Source organism: Lentzea sp. (genome assembly GCF_036380075.1).
GTDB lineage: Bacteria > Actinomycetota > Actinomycetes > Mycobacteriales > Pseudonocardiaceae > Lentzea.
In genome coordinates, this window is record NZ_DASVFL010000208.1 from 47837 (window position 1) to 71551 (window position 23715).

General features: G+C 70.3%; 22 protein-coding genes. 10 read left to right on the forward strand and 12 right to left on the reverse strand.

All coding sequences use genetic code 11. The annotated features are described in order from the left end of the window. Positions 1 to 43 precede the first annotated feature (43 nt). Positions 44 to 1339: a M14 family metallopeptidase gene (locus VF330_RS22860; RefSeq protein ID WP_330853694.1), complete on the forward strand. Its 1296-nt coding sequence runs from the start codon at positions 44 to 46 to the stop codon at positions 1337 to 1339. Here VF330_RS22860 and VF330_RS22865 read toward each other — a convergent pair. Then, entirely contained in the window at positions 1323 to 2444 is a 1122-nt protein-coding gene (locus tag VF330_RS22865; protein WP_330853695.1) for an aminotransferase class V-fold PLP-dependent enzyme, read from the reverse strand. The genes VF330_RS22860 and VF330_RS22865 overlap by 17 nt on opposite strands. Before the next feature lie 34 nt (positions 2445 to 2478). Here VF330_RS22865 and VF330_RS22870 point away from each other — a divergent pair, with 34 nt between their 5' ends. After that, positions 2479 to 2970 carry a hypothetical protein gene (locus VF330_RS22870; RefSeq protein WP_330853696.1) on the forward strand — a complete coding sequence of 164 codons (492 nt, stop codon included), beginning with the start codon at positions 2479 to 2481 and terminating at the stop codon, positions 2968 to 2970. Here the strand turns inward: VF330_RS22870 and VF330_RS22875 are convergent. Next, complete coding sequence (locus tag VF330_RS22875; RefSeq protein WP_330853697.1) at positions 2963 to 4465, reverse strand: ABC transporter substrate-binding protein; 1503 nt, start codon at positions 4463 to 4465, stop codon at positions 2963 to 2965. The two genes, VF330_RS22870 and VF330_RS22875, sit on opposite strands and share 8 nt — an antisense overlap. Positions 4466 to 4489: 24 nt before the next feature. Here VF330_RS22875 and VF330_RS22880 point away from each other — a divergent pair, with 24 nt between their 5' ends. Together VF330_RS22880 and VF330_RS22885 are read left to right on the forward strand one after the other, a co-directional pair. Then, positions 4490 to 5269: a carbon-nitrogen hydrolase family protein gene (locus VF330_RS22880; protein WP_330853698.1), complete on the forward strand. Its 780-nt coding sequence runs from the start codon at positions 4490 to 4492 to the stop codon at positions 5267 to 5269. Positions 5270 to 5292: 23 nt separating this feature from the next. After that, a complete protein-coding gene (locus tag VF330_RS22885; RefSeq protein WP_330853699.1) occupies positions 5293 to 5721 on the forward strand; it encodes a hypothetical protein in 429 nt (142 codons plus the stop codon). Here VF330_RS22885 and nadC read toward each other — a convergent pair. The 3 genes from nadC to nadA are packed head-to-tail and all read right to left on the reverse strand — an operon-like array spanning position 5692 to position 9175. Continuing rightward, complete coding sequence (gene nadC / locus VF330_RS22890; protein ID WP_330853700.1) at positions 5692 to 6546, reverse strand: carboxylating nicotinate-nucleotide diphosphorylase; 855 nt, start codon at positions 6544 to 6546, stop codon at positions 5692 to 5694. The two genes, VF330_RS22885 and nadC, sit on opposite strands and share 30 nt — an antisense overlap. Then, positions 6543 to 8156 (reverse strand): L-aspartate oxidase, encoded by a 1614-nt coding sequence (locus tag VF330_RS22895; protein ID WP_330853702.1) that lies wholly within the window; start codon positions 8154 to 8156, stop codon positions 6543 to 6545. The genes nadC and VF330_RS22895 overlap by 4 nt, the downstream gene beginning before the upstream one ends. Then, on the reverse strand, positions 8156 to 9175 hold the full coding sequence (gene nadA / locus VF330_RS22900) for a quinolinate synthase NadA (RefSeq protein ID WP_330853703.1): 1020 nt from the start codon (positions 9173 to 9175) through the stop codon (positions 8156 to 8158). Before nadA ends, VF330_RS22895 begins: the two co-directional genes overlap by 1 nt. A 100-nt stretch (positions 9176 to 9275) precedes the next feature. Here nadA and VF330_RS22905 point away from each other — a divergent pair, with 100 nt between their 5' ends. From VF330_RS22905 to VF330_RS22920, 4 genes are all read left to right on the forward strand, one after another. After that, the gene (locus VF330_RS22905; RefSeq protein WP_330853733.1) at positions 9276 to 9944 is read left to right on the forward strand and encodes an NUDIX hydrolase; all 669 of its coding nucleotides are present in this window, start codon (positions 9276 to 9278) and stop codon (positions 9942 to 9944) included. 10 nt (positions 9945 to 9954) lie between these two features. Beyond that, on the forward strand, positions 9955 to 10635 hold the full coding sequence (locus VF330_RS22910; protein WP_330853704.1) for an LON peptidase substrate-binding domain-containing protein: 681 nt from the start codon (positions 9955 to 9957) through the stop codon (positions 10633 to 10635). A 259-nt stretch (positions 10636 to 10894) separates the two neighbouring features. Beyond that, positions 10895 to 12139 carry an MFS transporter gene (locus VF330_RS22915; RefSeq protein ID WP_330853705.1) on the forward strand — a complete coding sequence of 415 codons (1245 nt, stop codon included), beginning with the start codon at positions 10895 to 10897 and terminating at the stop codon, positions 12137 to 12139. Further along, complete coding sequence (locus tag VF330_RS22920; protein ID WP_330853706.1) at positions 12136 to 12858, forward strand: putative hydro-lyase; 723 nt, start codon at positions 12136 to 12138, stop codon at positions 12856 to 12858. Before VF330_RS22915 ends, VF330_RS22920 begins: the two co-directional genes overlap by 4 nt. A 29-nt stretch (positions 12859 to 12887) precedes the next feature. Here VF330_RS22920 and VF330_RS22925 read toward each other — a convergent pair whose 3' ends face one another. From VF330_RS22925 to bioD, 3 genes are all read right to left on the reverse strand, one after another. After that, positions 12888 to 13478 carry a DUF2567 domain-containing protein gene (locus VF330_RS22925; RefSeq protein ID WP_330853707.1) on the reverse strand — a complete coding sequence of 197 codons (591 nt, stop codon included), beginning with the start codon at positions 13476 to 13478 and terminating at the stop codon, positions 12888 to 12890. A gap of 214 nt (positions 13479 to 13692) precedes the next feature. Beyond that, entirely contained in the window at positions 13693 to 14709 is a 1017-nt protein-coding gene (gene bioB, locus VF330_RS22935) for a biotin synthase BioB (protein ID WP_330853709.1), read from the reverse strand. Between the two features lie 70 nt (positions 14710 to 14779). Then, positions 14780 to 15499 carry a dethiobiotin synthase gene (bioD, locus tag VF330_RS22940; RefSeq protein ID WP_330853710.1) on the reverse strand — a complete coding sequence of 240 codons (720 nt, stop codon included), beginning with the start codon at positions 15497 to 15499 and terminating at the stop codon, positions 14780 to 14782. 36 nt (positions 15500 to 15535) lie between these two features. On the opposite strand from bioD, the gene VF330_RS22945 reads away from it, so the two are divergent. Next, positions 15536 to 15778, forward strand: a complete 243-nt coding sequence (locus tag VF330_RS22945) for a glutaredoxin family protein (RefSeq protein WP_330853711.1) — start codon at positions 15536 to 15538, stop codon at positions 15776 to 15778. Here the strand turns inward: VF330_RS22945 and VF330_RS22950 are convergent. The 3 genes from VF330_RS22950 to dnaE form a co-directional block, all read right to left on the reverse strand. Then, positions 15751 to 16953: an adenosylmethionine--8-amino-7-oxononanoate transaminase gene (locus VF330_RS22950; protein ID WP_330853734.1), complete on the reverse strand. Its 1203-nt coding sequence runs from the start codon at positions 16951 to 16953 to the stop codon at positions 15751 to 15753. The two genes, VF330_RS22945 and VF330_RS22950, sit on opposite strands and share 28 nt — an antisense overlap. 64 nt (positions 16954 to 17017) lie before the next feature. Next, positions 17018 to 18223, reverse strand: coding sequence for a cytochrome P450 (locus VF330_RS22955; protein ID WP_330853712.1), 1206 nt, complete (start codon positions 18221 to 18223; stop codon positions 17018 to 17020). Positions 18224 to 18359: 136 nt separating this feature from the next. Further along, positions 18360 to 21872: a DNA polymerase III subunit alpha gene (gene dnaE, locus VF330_RS22960; RefSeq protein ID WP_414675434.1), complete on the reverse strand. Its 3513-nt coding sequence runs from the start codon at positions 21870 to 21872 to the stop codon at positions 18360 to 18362. 236 nt (positions 21873 to 22108) lie between these two features. Here dnaE and VF330_RS22965 point away from each other — a divergent pair, with 236 nt between their 5' ends. Beyond that, positions 22109 to 22948 (forward strand): AsnC family protein, encoded by an 840-nt coding sequence (locus VF330_RS22965; protein ID WP_330853714.1) that lies wholly within the window; start codon positions 22109 to 22111, stop codon positions 22946 to 22948. Here VF330_RS22965 and VF330_RS22970 read toward each other — a convergent pair. Continuing rightward, on the reverse strand, positions 22935 to 23705 hold the full coding sequence (locus VF330_RS22970) for an inositol monophosphatase family protein (protein WP_330853715.1): 771 nt from the start codon (positions 23703 to 23705) through the stop codon (positions 22935 to 22937). The genes VF330_RS22965 and VF330_RS22970 overlap by 14 nt on opposite strands. Positions 23706 to 23715 lie beyond the last annotated feature (10 nt).

A 23715-nucleotide genomic window follows, 5' to 3' on the forward strand; every position in this document is an offset into this window, starting at 1 on the left:
GGGCACAACTCCGTCGCAAACCCCTGCTGATGATGGAGGAACGATGTTCAGCAAGAGCCGCGGCAAGATCGCCGCAGTGCTCGCCGTCTGCCTGCCCGTGCTGGTAGCGGGCATGGCGTCGCCCAGCACGGCCGACTCCGGCCGCTACCTGCTGGAGGTCACGGCGAACACGTCCGCAGAACGCACCCAGGTCGCCCAAACTGGTGTCGACGTGCTCGGCGCGACCAAGCTCACCACGGTGTCGGTGGTCGCGGACAAGTCGCAGTACCAGGCCCTGAAGGCGACCGGTCTGCCGATCAGGTACGTCGGCGACTTCGAGCAGCAGCTCAAGAGCCTCGGCAAGGTGGACTTCACGGACCCGGTCCCCGGTCAGGTCGGCACGCAGGACTTCCCGTCCGGCTACACCGGCTACCACAACTACGCCGAGATGACGGCCGAGCTCCAGCAGACCGTCACCGACCACCCGTCGCTCGCGAGCCTGCGCAGCATCGGCAAGAGCTACCAGAACCGGGACATCTGGGCGCTCAAGATCAGCGACAACGTCGCGACCGACGAGAACGAGCCGGAGGTGCTGTTCACCTGCAACCAGCACGCCCGCGAGCACATCACGGTCGAGCAGTGCCTGCAGATCATCAAGCGCTACACCGACAACTACGCGAACTCGGCGATCAAGAGCCTGGTGGACAGCCGCGAGGTGTGGTTCGTCCCGATGGTCAACCCCGACGGCGTCGAGTACGACATCGCGACCGGGTCGTTCCGCGGCTGGCGCAAGAACCGCCAGGGCAACGGCACCGACCTCAACCGCAACTGGGGCTACAAGTGGGGCTGCTGCGGCGGTTCCAGCGGCAGCAGCACGTCCGACACGTACCGCGGCACGGCGGCGTTCTCCGCGCCGGAGACCAACGTGGTCAAGAACTTCGTGAACTCGCGTGTCGTCGGTGGCGTCCAGCAGATCAAGACGAACATCGACTTCCACTCGTTCTCGGAGCTCGTGCTGTGGCCGTTCGGCTACACCACCGCCAACACGGCGCCGGGTCTGGACGCGACGGAGGAACGCGCGTTCCGCACGCTCGGCCAGCAGATGGCCGCCACCAACGGCTACACGCCGGAGCAGGCGAGCGACCTGTACATCACCGACGGCAGCATCGACGACTGGATGTGGGGCCAGCACAAGATCTGGTCGTACACCTTCGAGATGTACCCGAGCGGCGGCGGACTCGACAGCTTCTACCCGCGTGACACCGTCATCGCGGCGCAGACCTCGCGCAACGACCGGGCCGTCGACCTGTTCGTCGGCTACTCGGACTGCGTGAAGCGGGTCATCAACGTGTCCTGCTGACCCTCTCCAGGGCCTGGTCGACCTCCTCGAGGGTGACGAAGTAGTGCGGGGACGCCCGCACTACCTCGTCCAGGCCGCGCCGGGTCATGTCGAACCTCGTCGACGCGCGCTGCGACACGGTGACGGCGACGCCGTCGTCCCAGAGCCGGTCCTTGAGCTCCATCGGCGGCACGCGGTCGCTGGTGAACGTGACGATGCCCGACCGCCGTTCGCCGAGGTCCTGGACGGTGATGCCGGGCAGGGCCGCGAGTCCCTCACGCAAGCGCCTGGCGCGCTCCCCCACCTCGGCCTCGATCACATCCAGGCCCTTGGCCAGCGCGTACCTCGCGGCGGCGATCAGGCCGAGCCGGTCGGCGACGCTGAACTCCCAGAGCTCGAACACCCGCGCGTCGTCCCGCGGCTCGAACCGGTCCAGGTCGGTCCACTCGGCGGCGCTGTGGTCCATCAGGCGCGGCCTCAGCCGCCGGCGCACGTCGTCGCGGACGACCAGGGCGCCCGTGCCGCGCGGTCCTCGCAGCCACTTGCGGCCGGTGCACACGAGCATGTCGTAGTCGGTGCCGCTGAGGTCGATCTGACCGGTGGACTGGCAGGCGTCGAGCAGCACCAGCGCGCCCACCTCGCGGGCCTTCGCCGTGACCTCGTTCACCGGGTTGACCAGGCCGCCGTTGGTCGGGACGTGCACCAGCGAGATCAGCTTGACCCGCTCGTCGAGGTCCAGGGCGTCGACGTCGAGCTGGCCGTGGCGGTCGGACGGGACCACCTCGATCGTGGCGCCGGTCTCCTCGGCGCGGCGCAGCATCGGCACGGCGTTGCCGCCGTACTCGACCTCGGTCACGAGGACGCGGTCGCCCTTCGCGAGCGGGACGGCGTCGAACGCGGTGAGCCACGAGCGGGTCGCGCTGTCGGTGAAGGCGACCTCGGACGGCTCGCAGCCGAAGAGCTCGGCCAGCACGCCGTAGCCGGCCTCCAGGTCGTCACGGCGTTCCGCGGCGGCCCGGTAGCCGCCGATCTCGGTCTCGCGGCGCAGGTGCCCGACGACCTCGTCCACGACCGGGGCGGGCGGGATCGACGAACCGGCGCTGTCCAGGAAGATCAGGTCGCTCACGGCCCGCACTCTGCCACGAAATAGGCTCGTCGCCATGGTGGAGATCCCCTACGGCAAGCGCATGCGGCCGCGCTACTGGCGGTTCCTGATCATCACGGCGGTCGGGATCGCCCTGGTCGCGTTCGCCCTCGACGTCCCGTGGCTGCTGATCACCCTCAGCGTCCTCGGTGTGCTGAACGCCGTCGTGTGCGTGGGCGCGCTGTACGTCCTGCACAAGCAGCCGCACACGATCTCCGCCGACGAGCTGCGGCTGCGGCAGCTCGGGTTCTTCGACTGGCGCATCCCCACCGAGGACCTCGGTGCGGCGCAGGTCGCCGAGCGTTCCCACAAGGGGCAGCGCAGCGTCGAGGTGATCGGGGACGCGCTCGTCATCCAGTCGCTGACCAAGACCAACGTGTCGGTGCCGTTCCACGAGCCGCAGCTGGTGAACCTCGGCAAGACCGGCGTGCGGCGGGTCGAACGGGTCGAGTTCTGGGCGGACGACCCGCAGAAGGCCGTTCAGGACATCAACGCCCGGACTACTTAGGCTCCCACTTGTCCAGGTTCCACCACGGACCCCAGGCCAGCGCGCCGTAGGAGTTCGGGTCGACCACGGGCTCGTAGCCGTTCCACGAGTCGCGCAGCACGTAGGCGTGCTCCGGGAACACCAGCACCACCATCGACGGCGCCGCGACGAACGCCTGCTGGAACAGCTTGTACGCCACCGCCCGCTGGGCCGGGTCGATCAGCCTGCGGCCGTTCTCCAGGGCCTCGTCGGCGGCGGGGCTGCCCTGGCCGCGCAGGCCGTAGAGCATGAGGTCGGGGTCGAACGGCGAGCCCTCGCCGTAGAGCAGTGCGTCGGTGCCCATGCGTGGGCGGATCGCATCCCACGACAGGCCCGCGAGCTGCACGTCCACCCCCACGGCCTTGGCGTCGGCGGCGAACGCCGTGGCGAGGTCGGCGCGCAGGTCGTCGCCCAGCGGGTACATGAGCGTGAAGCGGGCGGCGACGCCCTCGCGGACCCGGATGCCGTCGGCGCCGGGGACCCAGCCCGCCGCGTCGAGCAGGCGCGCGGCCTCGGCCTTGTCGAAGCGGAACTTCGCGCTCGGGTCGAACACCTCGGCCAGCGCGTCCGGCACCGGCGTGTACGCGATCGTGCCCTTGCCCTCCAGCAGGCTGTCGATCATGCCCTGGCGGTTGGTGGCGTAGTTCAGGGCGAGCCGGATCGCGGTGTTGCCGGTGACCGGGTGCGCGGCGGGCAGCGTGACGGACCGGTAGTCGGCGCTGCGGTGGTACTGCACCGACAGGCCCGACCTGCCGGTGAACGACTCGGCGAGCTTGGGCGGCAGCACCGTGCCGTCGAACTCGCCGTCCTGCATGCGGCGGGCGCGCTGGGTGTCGTCGGCGACGAAGACGACCGTCACCTTCTTCACCTTGGGCGCGCCGCCGAAGTAGCCGTCGTTGGCCTCCAGCAGCAGCCGGTCGCCCTTCTTCCACTCGCTGACCTTGTAGGGACCGGTGCCGACCGGCTGTCCGTCCGGGTTCGCCTGCTCGCTGGGCAGGATGCCGAGCACGAGCAGGTGCGGGAACGCGGCCTGCGTCTGCGCGAGGGTGAAGCGGACGGTCGACGGGTCGACCTGCTCGACGCCCTTGAGCGTGCTGAACCGGTCCTTGACCTGGCTCTGCAGCGCGGCGGTGTAGGTGGCGACGACGTCCTCGGCGCCGAACGCGGTGCCGTCGGTGAACCTGACGTCGCCGCGCAGCTTCACCGTCCAGCTCAGCCCGTCCGCGGCCGGTTCGGGCAGGTCGGCGGCGAGGTCGGGCCGCAGCGAGCCGTCCTGGCGGTGTTCGACGAGACCGTTGTAGATCTTCGACACGCCCTGCGCTCCGTAGCCGAGCAGCGGGTTGAGCGTCGCCGGCTCGTCGCGGTCGGCCAGCACGATCGACGTGCCGTTCGTGCCACCGTCCGGACGCGGTGTGGCGGTCTCGGTGCAGCCCGCGACGGCCAGCAACACGACGAGGAGCAGTGGGGAACGACGCACGGGTCGGACCCTACAGTGGTCCCCATGCGCATCGCCGTGAGTCAGATCAGCTCCACCACCGACCCCAGGTCGAACCTGGAACTGGTCCGCGACGCGGTGCGCAGGGCCGACGGGGCGCGGGTCGTGCTGCTGCCCGAGGCGACCATGTGCCGCTTCGGCGTGCCGCTCGGGCCGGTCGCGGAGCCGCTGGACGGGCCGTGGGCGTCGGCGGTGCGCGAGATCGCCGTGCAGCACGACGTCGTGGTCGTGACGGGGATGTTCACGCCCTCCGGCGACCGGGTGACGAACACGCTGCTGGTCACCGGGCCCGACGTGCACCTGGGCTACGACAAGATCCACCTGTTCGACGCGTTCGGGTTCCAGGAGTCGCGCACGGTCGCGCCGGGTTCGGACGTGGTGACGTTCGAGGTCGACGGGGTGACGTTGGGCGTGGCGACCTGCTACGACGTGCGTTTCCCCGAGCTGTTCCGCGCGCTGGCCGACCAGGGCGCGTCCGCCGTGCTGCTCGGGGCGTCGTGGGGCGCCGGGCCGGGCAAGAAGGAGCAGTGGGAGCTGCTGGTGCGGGCGCGGGCGCTCGACTGCACGTCGTTCGTCGTGGCCTGCGGGCAGGCCTACCCCGGTGACCTGGGATCCACCGCGCCGACCGGGATCGGCTACTCGACGGTCGCGGACCCGTTCGGCAACGTCGTGCTCCAGCTCTCCGACCGGCCCGAGGTGTCGGTCGTGGACCTCGACCTCGGCGTGGTGGAGGAAGCGCGGAAGGTGTTGCCGGTGCTGGCGAACCGACGCTTGACCTCCAGCTAGGTCGAGCCCGCACGATCGGGCCCATGACTCTTCCCGCACTGCCCCCGTTCGTCCGCGGCCGCACCGACCTCGACGGCTTCACGCTCTACCGCACCGGCGGGATGGCCGGCCGCGCCGAAGCCGTCGGCTGCGTCGTGCTGGTCACGATCGACACCGACGACGAGGCGACCGCGAAGGCGTGGGTCGACTCGGTGTTCGTGGCGCTGGCGAGCGACCCGAAGTCCCACCCCGGCGGCATCTCCGCCGCGTTCCACGTCAGGAACGACGGCAGGCAGGTGGTCAACTACGCGGAGTGGCGCAGCGCCGACGACCACGTCGACGCCTTGTCCGACGGCAACGGCGTCGGTTCGGCCACCGCTGACTGGCGCCGGGTGCAGAGCTTCCCCGGCGTCCGTCAGGGTGGTTTCGTGCGCTACCGGCCGCTAGCGCAGGTCCAGGCCGAGGTCGAGTGACGGGCTGGAGTGCGTGAGACCGCCGACCGCCAGGTAGTCGACGCCGGTCTCGGCGTACGCGCGGGCCACGTCCAGCGTGAGCCCACCGGACGCCTCCAGCTTCACGTTCGCGGGCCTGCGCGCGACGGCCTCCGCGCACTGCTCGGGCGTGAAGTTGTCCAGCAGCACCAGTTCCGCGCCCTCGGCGATCGCCTCGTCGAGCTGCTCCAGGCTGTCGACCTCGACCTCCATCAGCAGCTCCGGCGCGTGCGCGCGGGCGGCGCGGATCGCGGCACCGACCGACCCGGCCGCGGCGACGTGGTTGTCCTTGATGAGGATCGCGTCGCCGAGGCCCATGCGGTGGTTCACCCCGCCACCGCACCGGACCGCGTACTTCTGCAGCAGCCGCAGGCCCGGCAACGTCTTGCGGCTGTCGCGGACCTTCGCGCCGGTGCCCTCGACCGCGTCGACCCAGAGCGCGGTCCGCGTAGCGATGCCGGACAGGTGGCAGACCAGGTTCAACGCCGTGCGCTCGACCGTGAGCAGGGCGCGGGTCGAGCCGGTGAGCACCAGGGCGGGTTCGCCCGGCACGGCCTTGGCGCCGTCGGCGGCCTCGGCGACCACCTCGACGTCGGGCAGGTAGCGCTGGAAAGCCGCGCGCGCCACGGAGACGCCGCACAGCACGCCCGATGAGCGCGGGGTGATCTCCGCGGTGGCCACGGCGTTCTCCGGCACCGTCGCCAGCGTCGTGGCGTCGAGGCCGTAGCGGAGGTCCTCCTCCAGGGCGAGCTGGATGACGCGGTTCGCGTCGTCCCAGTCGATTCCGAGCTGCTCGGTGGCGGTCATGCGACACCCTCCGCGAGAACGGGATCGGCCAGCACGGGCTGACCGGTCGGGGTGAGCCGGACGAGCTGGCTGCGCTGCCACTGCGGCGAACGCTCGGTGAAGTCCGTGCGGACGTGGCAGCCGCGCGACTCGGTGCGTTCCTGCGCCGCGGCGATCAGAGCGCGGGCGGCCAGGGTGAGCGCCGCGTCCTCGACCAGTTCGCGCGACTCCAGCTGCTTGTCCACAGTGGACACGTCGAGCACCGAGCCGACGACCGCGAGGCCTTCCGCGTCGCGGCCGATCGCGGCGTAGCGGGACATCACGCGCTGGAGCATGTCCCGGTCCGCCACCGGTGCCGTCGGCAGCACCGGGTCGATGCCGCGGGCGGGCGCGATCAGGCCGATCGCCAGGTCGGCGGCCACGGCCTCGGCGGCGCGGGTGCCGCAGACCAGGCCTTCGAGCAAGCTGTTGGACGCCAGGCGGTTCGCGCCGTGCAGGCCTGTGCGGGCCACCTCGCCGACCGCGTACAGACCGGTCACGCCGGTGCGTCCGTCGACCGACGACACCACGCCGCCGCAGGCGAAGTGGGCCGCCGGGGCGACGGGGATCGGGTCCACGGCCGGGTTGATCCCCACCGAGACGCAGGCCGAGTACACGGTCGGGAAGCGAGTCGCCATGTCGTGCAACGCCGTCGCGTCCAGGAAAACGTGGTCGTCGACGCCGCCCGGTCCGAGCGCCATGTGCCGGGTGATCGCGGCCGCCACGACGTCGCGCGGGGCCAGGTCCTCCAGCGGGTGCACGCCCTTCATCACGCGGGCGCCGGTCGCGTCGACCAGCACGGCGCCCTCGCCGCGCACGGCTTCCGTGACGAGCGGGCAACGGCCGCGGGCGCCGCGTCCGGTGTAGAGGACGGTCGGGTGGAACTGGATGAACTCGACGTCCGCGGCGAGCGCGCCGGCCCGCAGGGCGAGCGCGAGACCGTCGCCCGTCGCGACGGACGGGTTCGAGGTCGCCTGGTACATCTGCCCGATGCCGCCGGTCGCGAGCAGCACGGCGGGCGCGGTGAGCACACCGGGCACGCCGTTGCCGTCGAGCACCAGCAGACCGCCGACCGCGCCGAGCGGCGTCTTGACCGCGTCGACCGCGACGTGGTTCTCCAGCAGGGGAACTCGTCCGTCCACAGTGGCCTTGAGCAGCGCGCGTTCGACCTCGGCACCGGTGGCGTCACCGCCGGCGTGCACGACGCGGAACGCGCTGTGGCCGCCCTCGCGGGTGCGTTCGAGCAGGCCGTCCGGCCTGGCGTCGAACACGGCGCCGCGTTCGCGCAGCCGCGCCACGGCCTGCGGGCCGTCGCCGATGATCGCGGTGACCGCGGCCGCGTCGCAGAGGCCCGCGCCCGCCGTCAGCGTGTCCTCGACGTGCTTGCCGACCGTGTCACCGGGGTCGTGCTGGTCCTCCATGACGACGGCGACGCCGCCCTGCGCCCAGCGCGTGTTGCCGTCGTCGCCCTCGGCCTTCGTGACGACCAGGACCCGAAGCCCCAGCTCACGGGCCCGCAGCGCGGCGGTGAGACCCGCCACGCCCGTGCCGACCACGATCAGGTCGGCTCGCGCCTCCCAGCGCGCGGCCATCACTCACCGCCGCCGGGCTGGCCGATCTCGATCATGCGCTGCACGGCGCCCTGGGCGCGCTTGGCGGTCTCCAGGTCGACGTGCACCTCGTCCAGGCCGTCGCGCACGCACCGCAGCAGCGCGGCCGGCGTGATCATCTTCATGTAGGTGCAGGACGCGCGGTCGTTGACGGCGCGGAAGTCGATCTCGGGCGCGGCCTTGCGCAGCTGGTGCAGCATGCCGACCTCGGTCGCGACGAGCACCTTGCGCGCGTTCGTGCTGCGGGCGGCGGTGATCATGTCACCGGTCGAGAGGATCTTGACCTTCTCCGCGGGGACGATGCCCTCGCCGCTGAGGTAGAGCGCGCTCGTGGCGCAGCCGCACTCGGGGTGGATGAACAGGTCGGCGTCCGGGTTCGCGGCGGCGCGCTCGGCCAGCTCCGGACCGTTGATGCCGGCGTGGACGTGGCACTCGCCCGCCCAGATGTGCAGGTTCTCGCGGCCCGTCTCGCGCTTGACGTGCGCGCCCAGGAACTGGTCGGGGCAGAACAGCACCTCGCGGTCGGCGGGGATCGAGCGCACCACGTCGACGGCGTTCGACGACGTGCAGCAGATGTCCGTCTCGGCCTTCACCTCGGCGGTCGTGTTCACGTAGGACACGACGACCGCGCCGGGGTGCTGCGCCTTCCACTCGCGCAGCTGCGCGCCGGTGATCGAGTCGGCGAGCGAGCAGCCCGCGCGCTCGTCCGGGATCAGCACCGTCTTCTCGGGAGCCAGGATCTTCGCGGTCTCGGCCATGAAGTGCACGCCGCAGAAGATGATGGTCTGCGCGTCGGACTGCGCGGCGATCCGGCTGAGCGCCAGGGAGTCGCCGGTGTGGTGGGCGATGTCCTGGATCTCGGGCAGCTGGTAGTTGTGCGCCAGGATGACCGCGTCCCGCTCCTTCGCGAGGCGCAACACCTCGTCCCGCCACGCGGCGTTCGGCTCGACTCCGCCGTACACACCCGACGCGGTTCGCTCCACGGTTGCGGTAGCGACCATCACTGCCTCCTCGATCCGGGGTTTTCGCCTATTGGTCGAAAACGTGGCCGATAGTATCAGCCGAGTGGCGGGCGTGGGGCATGAAGTTTTGGCAGCGGTGCTGCGGGTGAGAGGTGCGTCACTTCAGGTCATGCTGTGGGAGCGCGCACGGGAACCGCACGCTCACCGCTGGTCGCTGCCGGGCGGTGGCCTGCGGGTGGACGAGGACGTGGAGACCTCGATCCGCCGTCAGCTGGCGGAGAAAGTCGACGTGCGACAGTTGTCACACGTCGAGCAGCTGGCCGTCTTCAGCGCCCCGGACCGCGTCCCGGCACCCCGCCAGGTGGCGACGGCGTTCCTCGGACTGGTCCGCTCGGACGTCGACCCCGAGGTGCCGTCGGACACCGCGTGGCACTGCGTGGAGAAACTGCCCCCGATGGCGTTCGACCACGCCTCGATCGTCGCCCGAGCACGGCACAGGCTGGGCTCGAAGCTGTCCTACACGAACCTCGGCTTCGCTTTGGCGCCACCGGAGTTCACGATTTCCCTGCTGCGCGACCACTACTCCGCGGCACTGGGCTACCGGGTGTCCGCGACGAACCTCCAGCGGGTGCTGTCCAGGAGGTTGTTGCTGGAAGCGACAGGTGGGACCGCTCCTCCCGGACCGTCGGGAGGCCGTCCGGCCGCGTTGTTCCGGTTCAGCGCCAAGGAAATCCTGGTGACCGATCCGTTCGCCGTGTTGAGACCGCCGGGATCCGGCCGTCCAGCAGGCGGAGGTGGCACCCCGTAACGTTGCACGCGTGGCAGAGACGCTTCCGTTGTTCCCGCTGGGCACCGTGCTGCTGCCCGGCGCGTCTTTGCCGTTGCACATCTTCGAACCGCGCTACCGCCAGCTGGTCGTGGACCTGATGACCGGCTCGCTGTTCGGGCGCACGTTCGGCGTGGTCTGCATCAAGGAGGGCTGGGAGGTGGGCGCCGACAACGTCCGCTCCCTGCAGGACATCGGCTGCTCCGCCGACCTGCTGGACGCCCGCCCGCTGCCGGAGGGCCGTTTCGACATCGTGACGCGCGGGGTGCAGCGGTTCCGGTTGCTGGACGTCGACACGACGACGGCGCCGTACCTGCTGGCGCACGTCGAGTACCTCGACGACGCCCCGGTGCCCGCCGCCGCGCAGGAGGTCGTGCCCCTGCTGGAACGCGGTGCCCGCGCGGCGCACGAGCGGTACTGCGAAGCCGCCTGGCACCAGGAGGACTGGTCGCCGCCCGCCGACGACGTGTCCCTCGGGGACCTGTCGTACCTGCTGGCCGCGGACTGCCTGCTGCCCGTCGAGGACCGGCAGCGGCTGCTGGAGGAGCGCTCGCCGGCGCGGCGGTTGCGGCTGGTGCGGAAGATGCTGCACCGGGAGACCGGGATCCTCAGCGCGCTGAAGGCGGTGCCGGTGCCGTTGACGGAGTTCGGGCACGTGCCGAACCCGAACTAGTCCGTCCCCTGGCGGCTGACCCGGCGCGATCGTGCCGGGTCAGCACACTCGACGGCGGACGGTCAGCCGAGTCGCGCCCACGGGGTTCGCGCCGCGGCATGCCACGCCGCCCCTCCCCACCTGCTCCTACCCGAACAGCCGAGCCCGCAGCTCCAATCGTTGGATCGTTGGATTGTGCCCTTGTGGGATTGTTGAACAATCCATACTCTGAGGTCTCCGTCACACTCCAACACTCCTCCACCACGCTGCGAGGTGTCCCATGAGCACGACCACGACCGAGGAGACAGGCCGGTTCGCCTGGTTCCGCAGTCTCGGCCAGAAGGGCCGGCGCGCGTTCATCGGCGCGTTCGGCGGCTACGGGCTCGACTCCTACGACTACTGGGTCCTGCCGCTGAGCCTGGTCGCGATCACCGGCTACTTCGGCCTCACCAAGGCCGAGGCGGGCCTGCTGGGCACCAGCACGCTGCTGATGAGCGCCATCGGCGGCGCGGTGGCGGGTGTCATGGCCGACCGGTTCGGCCGCTCGAAGACGCTGGTCATCACGGTCGCGGCCTACGCGTTCTTCACCGTGCTGTGCGGCTTCGCCACCAGCTACGAGACCCTGCTGGTGTTCCGCGCGCTGCAGGGCCTGGGCTTCGGCGGCGAGTGGGCGGCCGGCGCGATCCTCGTGGCCGAGTACTGCAAGCCGAAGTACCGCGGGCGCACGGTCGCGTTCATCCAGAGCGCGTGGGCGGTCGGCTGGGGCCTGGCGGTCGTCGTCAACACGCTGGTCGCGTCGCTCGCCGACCCCGCGATCTCGTGGCGCATCATGTTCTGGACCGGCGCGCTGCCCGCGATCCTCATCTTCTACGTGCGCCGCAACGTCGACGACGCCCCGGAAACCCAGGCGCAGCCCAAGGAACGCGGCACGTTCCGCAAGATCTTCGCGCCCGGCATCGTCAAGACCACGCTGTTCGCCGCACTGCTCGCGACCGGTGTCCAGGGCGGCTACTACACCCTCGCCACGTGGCTGCCGTCGTTCCTGCAGACCGGCCGCGGCCTCACCATCATCGGCACGGGCGGGTACCTCGCGTTCCTCATCACCGGTGCGTGGATCGGGTACGTCAGCGGCGGCTACCTCACGGACTACTTGGGGCGCAAGAAGACCTTCACGCTGTTCGCCGTCGCGAGCGCCCTCCTGATCGTCGCCTACACGCAGATTCCCAACGGCGCCAACACGTTGGTCATGTTCCTCGGCTTCCCGCTCGGGTTCTGCATGTCCGCGATCTTCAGCGGGTTCGGCAGCTACCTGTCCGAGCTCTACCCCACTCAGCTGCGCGGTACGGGGCAGGGCTTCACCTACAACTTCGGGCGCGCGTTCGGCGCGGTGTTCCCCGGTCTCGTCGGGTTCATGGCCGACCGGCTCGGCATCGGCGGTGCCATGCTGTTCGGGGCGGCGGCCTACGGGATCGCGGTCATCGCGCTCATCTGGCTGCCCGAGACGGTCAACAAGGAGCTCGAATGACGACCGCGGGCCAAGCGCCGGGACAGGCGCAGGCGAACCTGATCGCCGTCCCGAAGGACTGGGCGTACGACTTCCTGCTCTTCACCCACCGCAACCCCAAGCCGTGCCCCGTGCTCGACGTGCTGGACGCCGGCGAGACCGTCAGCGCCCTCAAGCCGGACGCGGACGTGCGCACCCACGCGCCGCGCTACCGGATCTGGGAGAACGGCGAGCTGACGGCCGAACCGGAAGATGCGACCGCGCACTGGCGCGACGACCTGGTGACGTTCCTGATCGGCTGCAGCTTCACGTTCGAGACGGCGCTGACGAACGCGGGTGTGCCGTTGCGGCACGTGGACCAGGGCAAGAACGTCGCCATGTTCGTCACGGACGTCCAGTGCCGGCCGGCGGGACGGCTGCACGGGCCGATGGTCGTGTCGATGCGGTGGATCCCGGAGTCCCTCGTGGACATCGCGCACAAGGTCACCGCGCTCATGCCGTCGGTGCACGGCGCCCCGGTCGGTGCGGGCGACCCCGGCATGCTCGGGATCGCCGACGTCGAGGCGCCGGACTTCGGTGACGCCGTCGAGCACGAACCCGGTGACGTGCCGGTGTTCTGGGCGTGCGGCGTGACTCCGCAGGCGGTGCTGATGAAGTCGAGGCCGCCGTTCGCGATCACGCACGCGCCGGGGCAGATGTTCGTGACCGACATGCCGGACTTCGCCTACCGCGTGGGGTAGGTCCGCACGAGGGCGGTGCCCCGGCGAGGTCAGCCGAGGCGCCGCCCCAGGTCGTCCAGCCCGTTCCACGCCGTGCAGCAGCCGTAGGCCAGCGCGGCGGCCAGCGGCCACGCCAGGATTCCCCACCACGTCTCCAGAGCGGGCGCGACGAGCAGGGTGTCGTTCGCCTTGATCTCCGCCGGCAGCGGGTACTCCCCCGCCGCCAGCGATCCGCCCAGCCACTGCGCGAACCACGCCGCCGCGAACGAACCCGCGGTCATCGCCAGCATCACGACGGGCCCGCGCCGGGACCGCAGCAACCACACGGCCATGCCGGTGATCGCGCCCGCGCCGAGGCCGATGACCACGAAGATCATCAGCGCGTCGAGCCGGTGGTAGCTCTCCACCCCGATCGGGTAGAACTTGCCGTCCTGCGGCGAGACGATCTTGAGCTGGGCCGGGGCGAGCCACGACCACACGTACGCGGCGGGCAGCCCGAACGCGAACGTCGTCAGCAGAACACCCAGCGCCGGCAGCAGATCCCGCTTCACCACGACCTTCGGCCGCGGCCGGACGTAGTGGTAGACGTACGGCGGCTCCGGCACGGGTTCGATGCGCACCGGCGCGGCGTTCTCGTCCATTCGCGAGAGGTTACTACCGCGTCTCAGTTCCGGGCCGAAGCAGTCTCTCCGTGCCGGCTGCAGCGCGCCGTCCAGCCGTCCGGGGTCACCTGGACGACCATCCGGCGCGCGCACTCGGGGCAGTACCGCGGCGGGTCGATCGCCGACAGGCGCTGACGGCAGAACGCGTGGTCGCCGTCAGCTTCCTCTTTGCCGCAGAACGAGCAGTAGGTCGTCACAGGGTCTGGCTCAGCGCCTTGATGGGCATCGACAGCTCGTCGAGCATGTCGAGGTCCTGCTGCGCCGGGCGGCCGAGGTTCGTCAGGTAGTTGCCGACGATGATCGCGTTGATGCCGCCGAGCATGCCCTGCTTCGCGCCCAGGTCGCCGAACGTCAGCTCGCGGCCGCCGGCGAACCGCAGGATCGTGCGCGGCAGCGCGAGCCGGAACGCGCCGACCGTGCGCAGCGCCTCGGTGCCCTCGACGACCGGGTAGTTCTCGTACGGCGTGCCGGGGTTCGGGATGAGGAAGTTCAACGGCACCTCGTCGGGCTCCAGCTCCGCGAGCTGCACGGCGAACTCCGCGCGCTGCTGCAGCGTCTCACCCATGCCGATGATGCCGCCGCAGCAGACCTCCATGCCGGCGTCGCGGATCATCCGCAACGTGTCCCAGCGCTCCTCCCAGGAGTGCGTGGTGACGACGTTCGGGAAGTGCGAACGCGCGGTCTCGAGGTTGTGGTTGTAGCGGTGCACGCCCATCGCCACGAGCTCGTCGACCTGCTCCTGCGTGAGCATGCCGAGCGAGCAGGCGATCTGGATGTCGTTGCCGTCCTCGCGGATGGCCTTGATGCCGTCGCGCACCTGCGAGAGCAGCCGCTTGTCCGGGCCGCGCACGGCCGCGACGATGCAGAACTCGGTCGCGCCGGTGTCGCGGGTCTGCCGCGCCGCGCGGACCAGGCCGGGGATGTCCAGCCACGCCGACCGCACCGGTGAGGGGAACTGGCCGGACTGCGAGCAGAAGTGGCAGTCCTCGGGGCAGCCGCCGGTCTTGAGCGACACGATGCCCTCGACCTCGACCTCGGGGCCGCACCAGCGCTCGCGGACCTCGTGCGCCAGCGCCAGCAGGTCGCCGATCCGGTCCTCTGGCAGCTCCAGCACCTTCAGCACCTGGGCCTCGGTGAGCCCGACTCCTCGTTCGAGCACCTGCTCACGAGCCTCGTCGAGCACGTCGATCTGTTCCGGTGCTGCGGTCACGGTCTCTCCTCCTCCGGTGGCCTGGCGTGCACTATGCCGCACTGAATCCTTCATCGTGGAGCGACGTAGGTCACTGGACCGCGAACTGAGCCGCGAACGTCTCCGGGTCGAACTCGCCCCCGAACCACGGCGAGAACGATCTCTTCGAGACCGCCAGGAAGTCGGTGGGACCGAGCTTCGTCACGCCTCCGGGCAACGCGCCGAGCAGCGGTGCGCCCGCCGCCTCCGGCAGGTCGGCGAGGTTCGTCAGCGAGGCGAGGTCCGGGTGCGGCGGCCAGCTGCCGACGACGACCCCGATCGCCTCCAGCCCGCGCCGTTGCAGCGCCTCGGCCGTCAACGCCGTCGTGTTGAGCGTCCCGAGCCCGGCTCGAGCCACGATCAGGACGGGCGCGTTCACCGCCCACGCGATGTCGGCCAGCGTCGAACCGCTCTCGTCGAACCGCACCAGCAGCCCGCCCGCACCCTCGACCAGCACCAGGTCGTGGGTCGCGTCGAGCGCGGTGACCTCGGCCGCGACGTCCTGCGGCCGCACGGCCGGCAGGCCAGCGCGTCTGGCCGCGGTGGCCGGCGCCAGCGGGTCGGGGTATCTGGCCAGCTCACGGGTCGTCACGTCGCCCGCCAGCCGCGCCACCTCCGCCACGTCGCCCGGCTCGCCGGGCAGCAGGCCGGTCTGGGCGGGCTTCAGCACCGCGACCCGCCTGCCCTCTGCCCTGGCCAGCGCCGCGATGCCCGCGGTGACGGCGGTCTTGCCGACCTCTGTCCCGGTTCCGGTGATCACCAGCACGCTCACGACCCGTCAGCTTAGGACGTCACCTACCGTGACGGCATGACTGAGCAACCGATCGTGATGTACGGCGCCGAGTGGTGTGGTGACTGCCGCCGGGCCAAGTCCTGGCTGACCCGCAACGACGTGCCGTTCACCTACGTCGACGTCGAGCACGACGACGCGGCGAGGGATCGCGCGATCGAGATCGCGGGCCGCAGGAACATCCCGGTCGTCGTGCTGCCGAACGGCGACTTCCTGGTCGAGCCGACCGACACTCAGCTCGCGGCCGCGATCACGCCCTGACAGATCGCCGCGATGTCGTCGTCCGTGCTGACGAACGGCGGCATCGTGTAGATCAGGTCGCGGAACGGCCGCAACCACACGCCCGCGTCCACGGCCGCACGAGTGGCCCGTGCCATGTCCACGGGCTCGTGCAGTTGCACGACGCCGATAGCGCCCAGCACGCGCACGTCCCGAACGCCGGGCAACGCGCGTGCGGGCGCGAGTCCGTCGGCGAGCCCGGCCGAGATGCGGGCGACCTCGCGCTTCCAGTCCTGCGACAGCAGCAGTTCGATCGACGCCAGCGACACCGCCGACGCCAGCGGGTTGCCCATGAACGTCGGCCCGTGCGCGAGAACCGGCACCTCGCCTTGGCTGATCCCGTTCGCGATCCGCGGCGTGCAGAGCGTGGCGGCCATCGTCATGTACCCGCCGGTCAGCGACTTGCCGACGCACATCACGTCCGGGCTGACATCGGCGTGGTCGGCGGCGAACAGCTCGCCGGTGCGCCCGAAGCCGGTGGCGATCTCGTCGAACACCAGCAGCACGTCGTGCGTGTACGCCAGCTCGCGCAACACGTGCAGGTAGCGCGGGTCGTGGAACCGCATGCCGCCCGCGCCCTGCACGACCGGCTCGACGATGATCGCGGCGAGCTCGTCGGCGTGCTGGTCGACCAGGTCGGCGAGGTGCTGGACGTACGCGGTGTCCATCTCGGCCGGCGGCTCGTCCGCGAACACCTGCTCCGGCAGGATTCCACGCCACAGCGAATGCATCCCGCCCTCGGGATCGCACACGGACATCGGGGTGAACGTGTCCCCGTGGTAGCCGCCGCGCCACGTCAGCAGCCGCCGCTTCTCGGGCCGGTTGCGCGACCGCCAGTACTGCAGGCACATCTTGACGGCGACCTCGACCGACACCGAGCCGGAGTCGCAGAGGAACACGTGCTGAAGCTCGGACGGGGTGATCTCGACGAGCTTCTCGCAGAGCCGGATGGCGGGCTCGTGCGTGAGCCCGCCGAACATCACGTGGCTCATCCGGCCGAGCTGCTCGGTGACGGCCGCGTCCAGCACCGGGTGCCGGTAGCCGTGGATCGCGGCCCACCAGGACGACATGCCGTCGACCAGCTCGCGGCCGTCGGCGAGGGTGAGCCGGACACCGGAGGCCGCGGTGACGAGCAACGGCTCCTGAGTGCCCGGCATCGGTCCGTACGGGTGCCAGACGTGCGCCTGGTCGAGCTTCAGCAGGTCGTCCACCCGCTGCACATTAGGCCAGGCGCACGGGGAGGGTGTGCAGGCCGCGGATGAGCGTGCTGTCCCGCCACGCCAACGTCTCCGGCTCGGCCGCGAGCGTCAGGTTCGGGAACCGCGCCAGCAGCTGCGTCATCGCGACGTCGAACTCCAGCCGGGCCAGCGGCGCGCCGAGGCAGAAGTGGATGCCGTGGCCGAACGCCACGTGGCCCTGCGCGGACCGCGTCACGTCGAGCTGGTCCGGGTTCTCGTAGCGCTCGGGGTCGCGGTTGGCCGCGACCAGCGACACCATCAGGATCTCGTCGGCGGGCACCGTGACGCCGCCGAGCTCGAGGGGTTCCTTGGTGTAGCGGAAGGTCGCGATGTTGACCGGGCCCTCCAGCCGCAGGAACTCCTCCGTGCTCGCCGGGATCAGCTCCGGGCGGTCCTTGAGGATCTGCAGCTGGTCCGGGTTCCGCAGCAGCGACAGGACCGCGTTGCCGATGAGGTTCACCGTCGTCTCGTGGCCCGCCACGAGCAGGAGGAACGCCATCCCGACCAGTTCCTCGGTGGTCAGCCGGTCACCGGCGTCCTCGGTGTGCACGAGGGCGGAGAAGAACGTGTCGTTCGGCTCGGCCTCGGCGATGGCGGTCACGTGCTGGAGCAGGAACCCCGCCATCGCGGCGCTCGCGGCCTCCACCTGCTCGGGCGTGCCGAAGGACAGCAGCTGGTTGGACCACTCGCGGAAGTCGTCGCGGTTGTCGATCGGGATCCCGAGCAGCTCGCAGATCACCGTGATGGGCAGCGGGAACGCGAAGACGTCCAGCAGGTCGACCTCGTCGCCGTCGTTCAGCTGGGCGATCAGCTCGGCGGCGATCTCCTCCACGCGCGGGCGCAGCAGCTCGACGCGGCGGGCGGTGAACGCCTTGGTCACGAGCTTGCGCAGCCGGGTGTGGTGCGGCGGGTCCAGGTTGAGCATGTTCGCGGCGAACCGGGGCTGGAGCCGGCGGCCCTGCTCGGGTTCGGGGGAGTGCACCACCATGAGGTGGCCACCGTCCATGACGTTCTTGCTGACCTCCGGGGCGGTGAGGGCGATCTTCGCCTCGTCGTACCGAGTCACGAGCCAGACCTTGAGCCCACGCGGCATGTGGACTTCCTGCACGGGCCCCTCGGCACGCAACATGTCGTGCACTTCGTGCGGGTTCTGGACGTAGTCGTCGGGCAACTGGGTGAGTGTCGTCACCCAACCCAGTTAACCCCGTTTACTCCGCCGTCGCCACTGATTCCCGTGCGATTTCCGAACCGCTCGTCCGACAGCCGACATCCACGACGAATTCGGTCATTCCCCACGCCCCCAGCGCTTTCCAGCGCCGGATCGTCTAGCGCTGGATCGTCACGCCCCGCAGGGTCTTCAGGTCGCCGAATAGCGACGGTGTCGGCTGGACGCGGAAGTTCTCCACCACCAGCATCTCCTTCGACCTGTCGCGCTTCTGCACCTCCAGGTGCACGGCGACCTGCCCCTCGTGGGACTTGAAGACGCTCTTCAGCTCCTCGATGAGCTCGGGCGTCAGCGTCTTGGTGTGCAGCCCCAGGACGAGCGGCGGGTCCGCTCCCGGGTTCGCCTCCGCGTCGCTGATGTCGAGCGGGACGACACCGTCGCCGAAGATCGCCATCTTGTCCTCGCGCCAGTTCACCCTGCCCTTCACGCACACGGCGGAGTCGAGCTCCAGGTCGTCGCGCAGCACCTCGTAGGACTTCGGGAAGAACAGCACCTCGACGGACGCGTCGAGGTCCTCGATCACCGTGATCGCCCACGGCAGGCCGTTCTTGTTCACCCGGCGCTCGATCGACGAGATCATGCCCGAGACGATCAGCTCGCCCTCCTTGGGCGGGTCGTCGAGCACGACCGCGATCGGCCTGGGCGCGAACTTGCGCAGGATCCGTTCCGCGCCGTCGAGCGGGTGCGAGGAGACGTAGAGGCCGAGCATCTCCTTCTCGAGGCTCAGCATCTGCTTGCGCGGGTACTCCTCGGTGCCGAACTTGAGGTGCGCCAGCGGTGACGTGCTGTCGTCCTGGTCGTCGGCGCTGTCCCCGCCGAACAGGTCGAACTGGCCCTCCGCCTCCTTGCGCTTGATCGGCACGACGGCGTCGACCGCGTCCTCGTGGACCTGGATCAGCGACAGGCGGGTGTGGCCGAACGAGTCGAACCCGCCGGCCTTGATCAGCGACTCGATCACGCGCTTGTTGCAGGCGACGAGCTCGGACTTGTCCATGAAGTCCGTGAAGGACGTGTAGGCGCCCTTCTCCTTGCGGCTCTTGATGATCGACTCGACGACGTTCGCGCCGACGTTGCGGATCGCGCCCAGGCCGAAGCGGATGTCCGTGCCGACCGCGGAGAACCGCAGCGCCGACTCGTTGACGTCCGGCGGGAGGACCTTGATGCCCAGGCGGCGGCACTCCGCGAGGTAGACCGCGGACTTGTCCTTGTTGTCACCGACGGACGTGAGCAGCGCGGCCATGTACTCGGCGCGGAAGTTCGCCTTGAGGTACGCGGTCCAGTACGAGATCAGGCCGTACGCGGCGGCGTGCGACTTGTTGAACGCGTAGCCGGCGAACGGGAGGATCGTGTCCCACAGCGCCTTGATCGCCTCGTCGGAGAACCCGCGCGGGTCGTTGCGCATGCCCTCCTGGAAGCCCTCGAACTCCTTCGCGAGGACCTCGGCCTTCTTCTTGCCCATCGCCTTGCGGAGCACGTCCGCGCGGCCCATCGAGTAGCCCGCGACCTCCTGGGCGATGAACATGATCTGCTCTTGGTAGACGATCAGGCCGTGCGTCTCGCCGAGGATCTCCTTGAGCGGTTCCTCGAGCTGCGGGTGGATCGGCTTGACGTCCTGGCGGCCGTTCTTGCGGTCCGCGTAGTCGTTGTGCGCGTTCACGCCCATCGGACCGGGGCGGTACAGCGCGCCGACGGCGACGATGTCCTCGAACGACGTCGGCTGCATGCGGCGCAGCAGGTCGCGCATGGGACCGCCGTCCAGCTGGAACACGCCGAGCGTGTCACCGCGGCCGAGCAGCGCGTAGGTCTCCGGGTCGTCCATCGGGAGCGTGTCGAAGTCCGGGACCGCGTCCTTGCCGCGGTTCATCTCGATGTTCTCGATGGCGTCGCCCATGACCGTCAGGTTGCGCAGCCCGAGGAAGTCCATCTTCAGCAGGCCGATGTTCTCGCACGACGGGTAGTCCCAGCCGGTGATGAACGAGCCGTCGTCGCGGTACCAGAGCGGGATGGACTCGGTGAGCGGGTCCTTCGACATGATCACCGCGCAGGCGTGCACGCCGGCGTTGCGGATCAGGCCCTCCAGGCCGAGCGCGGTGTCGAAGATCTCCTTCACCTGCGAGTCGGTCTCGAGCAGCGACCGGACCTCGGCGGCCTCGCCGTAGCGCGGGTGGCTCTTGTTGACGATGCCGTTGAGCGGGATGTCCTTCGCCATGATCGGCGGAGGCAGCGCCTTGGAGATCTTGTCGGCGATCGCGAAGCCCGGCTGGCCGTGGTGCACGCGCGCCGAGTCCTTCAGCGCGGCCTTGGTCTTGATGGTGCCGAAGGTGATGACCTGGGCGACCTTGTCGGCGCCGTACTTCTCGCTCGCGTACCGGATCATCTCGCCGCGGCGGCGGTCGTCGAAGTCGATGTCGATGTCGGGCATGGCGGTGCGCTCGGGGTTCAGGAACCGCTCGAACAGCAGGCCGTGCGGGATCGGGTCGATGTTCGTGATGCCCATCGCCCACGACACGGCGGCGCCCGCGGCGGAACCGCGGCCGGGGCCGACGCGGATGCCGACGCTGCGGGCGTAGTTGATGAGGTCGGCGACGATGAGGAAGTACGCCGGGAAGCCCTTGTCGATGATGACCTGGGCCTCGAAGTCGCAGCGGTCGATGTACTCCTGGGGCACCTCGGAGTCGCGGAACCGCCACTCCAGGCCGCGCCGGATCTCCTTGCGGAACCAGGACGCCTGGTCCTCGCCCTCGGGGACCTCGAAGTTCGGGATGCGGTCCTTGACGCTCCAGATGTCGTCGTAGGACTCGACCATCTCCGCGACGAGCAGCGTGTTGTCGCACGCCTCCGGCAGGTCCTTCCAGATCTGCCGCATCTCCTCGGACGACTTCAGGTAGTAACCATCACCGTCGAACTTGAACCGGTTCGGGTCCGTCAGCATCTTGCCGGACTGCACGCAGAGCAACGCGGAGTGCGTGTCCGCCTGGTCCTTGGTGACGTAGTGGCTGTCGTTGGTCGCGAGCGGCGGGATGCCGAGCTTGCGGCTGATCTCCAGCAGGCCCTCGCGGACCCTGGTCTCGATGTCGAGGCCGTGGTCCATCAGCTCCAGGAAGAAGTTCTCCTTGCCGAAGATGTCCTGGTAGTCGGCGGCGGCCTTGAGCGCCTCGTCGACCTGGCCGAGCCGCAGCCGGGTCTGCACCTCGCCGGAGGGGCAGCCGGTCGTCGCGATGATGCCCTCGGAGTGCTGCGCGACGAGCTCGCGGTCCATGCGGGGCTTGTAGTAGTAGCCCGTCTTGCTCGCCTCGGTGTGCAGCCGGAAGAGGTTCCGCAGGCCGTCCGCGTTGCGCGCCCACATCGTCATGTGCGTGTAGGCACCCGCACCCGAGATGTCGTCGCCGCGCTGGCCCGGGTCGCCCCAGAAGACCGGCTTCTTGTGCAGGCGGTTGTGCGGCGCGAGGTAGGCCTCGATGCCGATGATCGGCTTGATGCCGGTCTTCCGCGCCGTTTGGTAGAACTCGTCGGACCCGTACATGTTGCCGTGGTCGCTCATGCCGACCGCCGTCATGCCGAGGCGTCCGGCCTCCTCGAACAGCGGGGCCACCTTGGCCGCACCGTCCAGCATCGAGTACTCGGTGTGCACGTGCAGGTGCACAAACGAGTCCACCACGGGCAACCCCCTTGTGTAGCAAGCGTTTCTGCGCGAACAAGGGACTCTCACGTCCTGGCGCCCGCCAACCCTACAGGCCGCGCGCGGCGGTGGCATGCGCGAGTCGCCGACCCGGCTGGCGGCGTGCCGCGTGATCACGATCCGGCGGGCGGTGCCACGGTGGTCCCGGCCTCCGAGTAGCGTTTGCAACCGTGGTGGCCCCCGATCCCGTAGACGCCCGCCTGCTCGCCGTCTTGGCCGAGACGGGCCGCGCAGCCGTGCACGAGCTCGCGCAGCGGCTGGGCATGGACCCCCGCGAAGCCGCCATGCGCCTCATCACGCTCTCCGGCAGCGGCCTGCCCGTGCTCGTCGGCGTCGAGTGCGACCCGAACGGCGTCCGCCGCGCCCTCGCGAACGCCGCCGCCTACGGCAACTACTTCGGCCCGCCCCAGTCCGGCCCGTACGCCGTGCACCAGAGCGGTCCGCACCAGGTCCAGCAGCCGTACGGACCGCAGGGCCCGGTCAGCCAGCCGTTCCCGGCCCAGCCCCAGCCCCAGCCGCAGGCCACGTGGGGCCCGCCCCAGTCGGCCGGGTGGGTGCGCGCGGACCAGCCGCAGCCCAAGCCCGTCTCGCGCACCGGCAAGATCGGCTCCTCGCTGGAGGCCGACAGCCTGGAGGGCGCGCACCTGCAGATCCAGCTGGTCGAGGTGGTCGACCCGGCGGACTTCCTGTTCACGGCGGCCGGCTACAAGCTCGCCGACGGCGAACGGGCCGTCGTCGTGCACACCGAGGTGACGAACGCCTCGCAGGTCTCGTACACCTCGCTGCCGGACATGTACCTCGTGCTGGTCACCAAGACCGGCGAGACCGTCACGAAAGCGCCGGTGTCGCTGTCGTCGCGACCGGCGCACAAGCTCGGCGTGCAGCCCGGCGAGACCGCCGGCGGCCACACGGTGTTCGTGCTGCCGGACGCGACCGAGGTGATCCAGGTCCGCTGGAGCGTGCGCCCCGAGGTGGACCTGAACACCCTCGTCTGGACTATCGACGACTGAGCACGTCCAGCGCCGCGCCGTGCACCCCCGGCGCGGCGGCGACGTACTCGGGGGTGTCGATCGTCCACGGCTCGCCGTCGAGGCCGGTGACGACACCGCCCGCTTCCTGCACGAGCAGCACACCGGACGCGTGCGCGCGCACGTTGTCGTGCTGCCAGTGCACGTCCATCCGTCCCGCGGCGACCTGCGCGAGCTGGTGCGTCACCGGCACGGAGACCCGGACGTAGAGGGCGGCCTTGGCCATCGCGGTGAACGAGGCGCCCGTCTTCTCGGCGATCTCCGCCGGCTGGCCGGGCTGGGCCTGACCGGTGCCCGCGAGCGCGCCGTCGAGCGAGGTCTTGTCCGAGACGGTGAGCCGCACGCCGTTGAGGAACGCGCCGCCGCCCTCGGTGGCGGTGAACATCTCGTCGAACAGCGGGAAGTAGACGACGGCGAGCACCGGGCGGCCGTCGCGGACCAGGCTGACGCCGATGTTCCAGTCCGTCATGCCGTGGATCGCGTTCAGGTTGCCGCCGACCGGGTCGATCAGCCACCACTCGCCGTCCTCGATCGGGCCGGAGCCGTGCTCGTCGTTGAGCCAGCGGGCGGCGGGGTTGATCTCGGCCAGCGCCGGCTCCAGCAGGTCGACGACGGCCTCGTCGTTGGCGCGGACGGCGGCGATCACGTCGGCGAGGCTCGACGTGCGGGACTCGGTCGAGTAGCGCTTCAGCAGGCGCGCTCCGGCACGGCGGACGGCGGCGGTGGTGGGGACGAGCACGGCTTCCTCC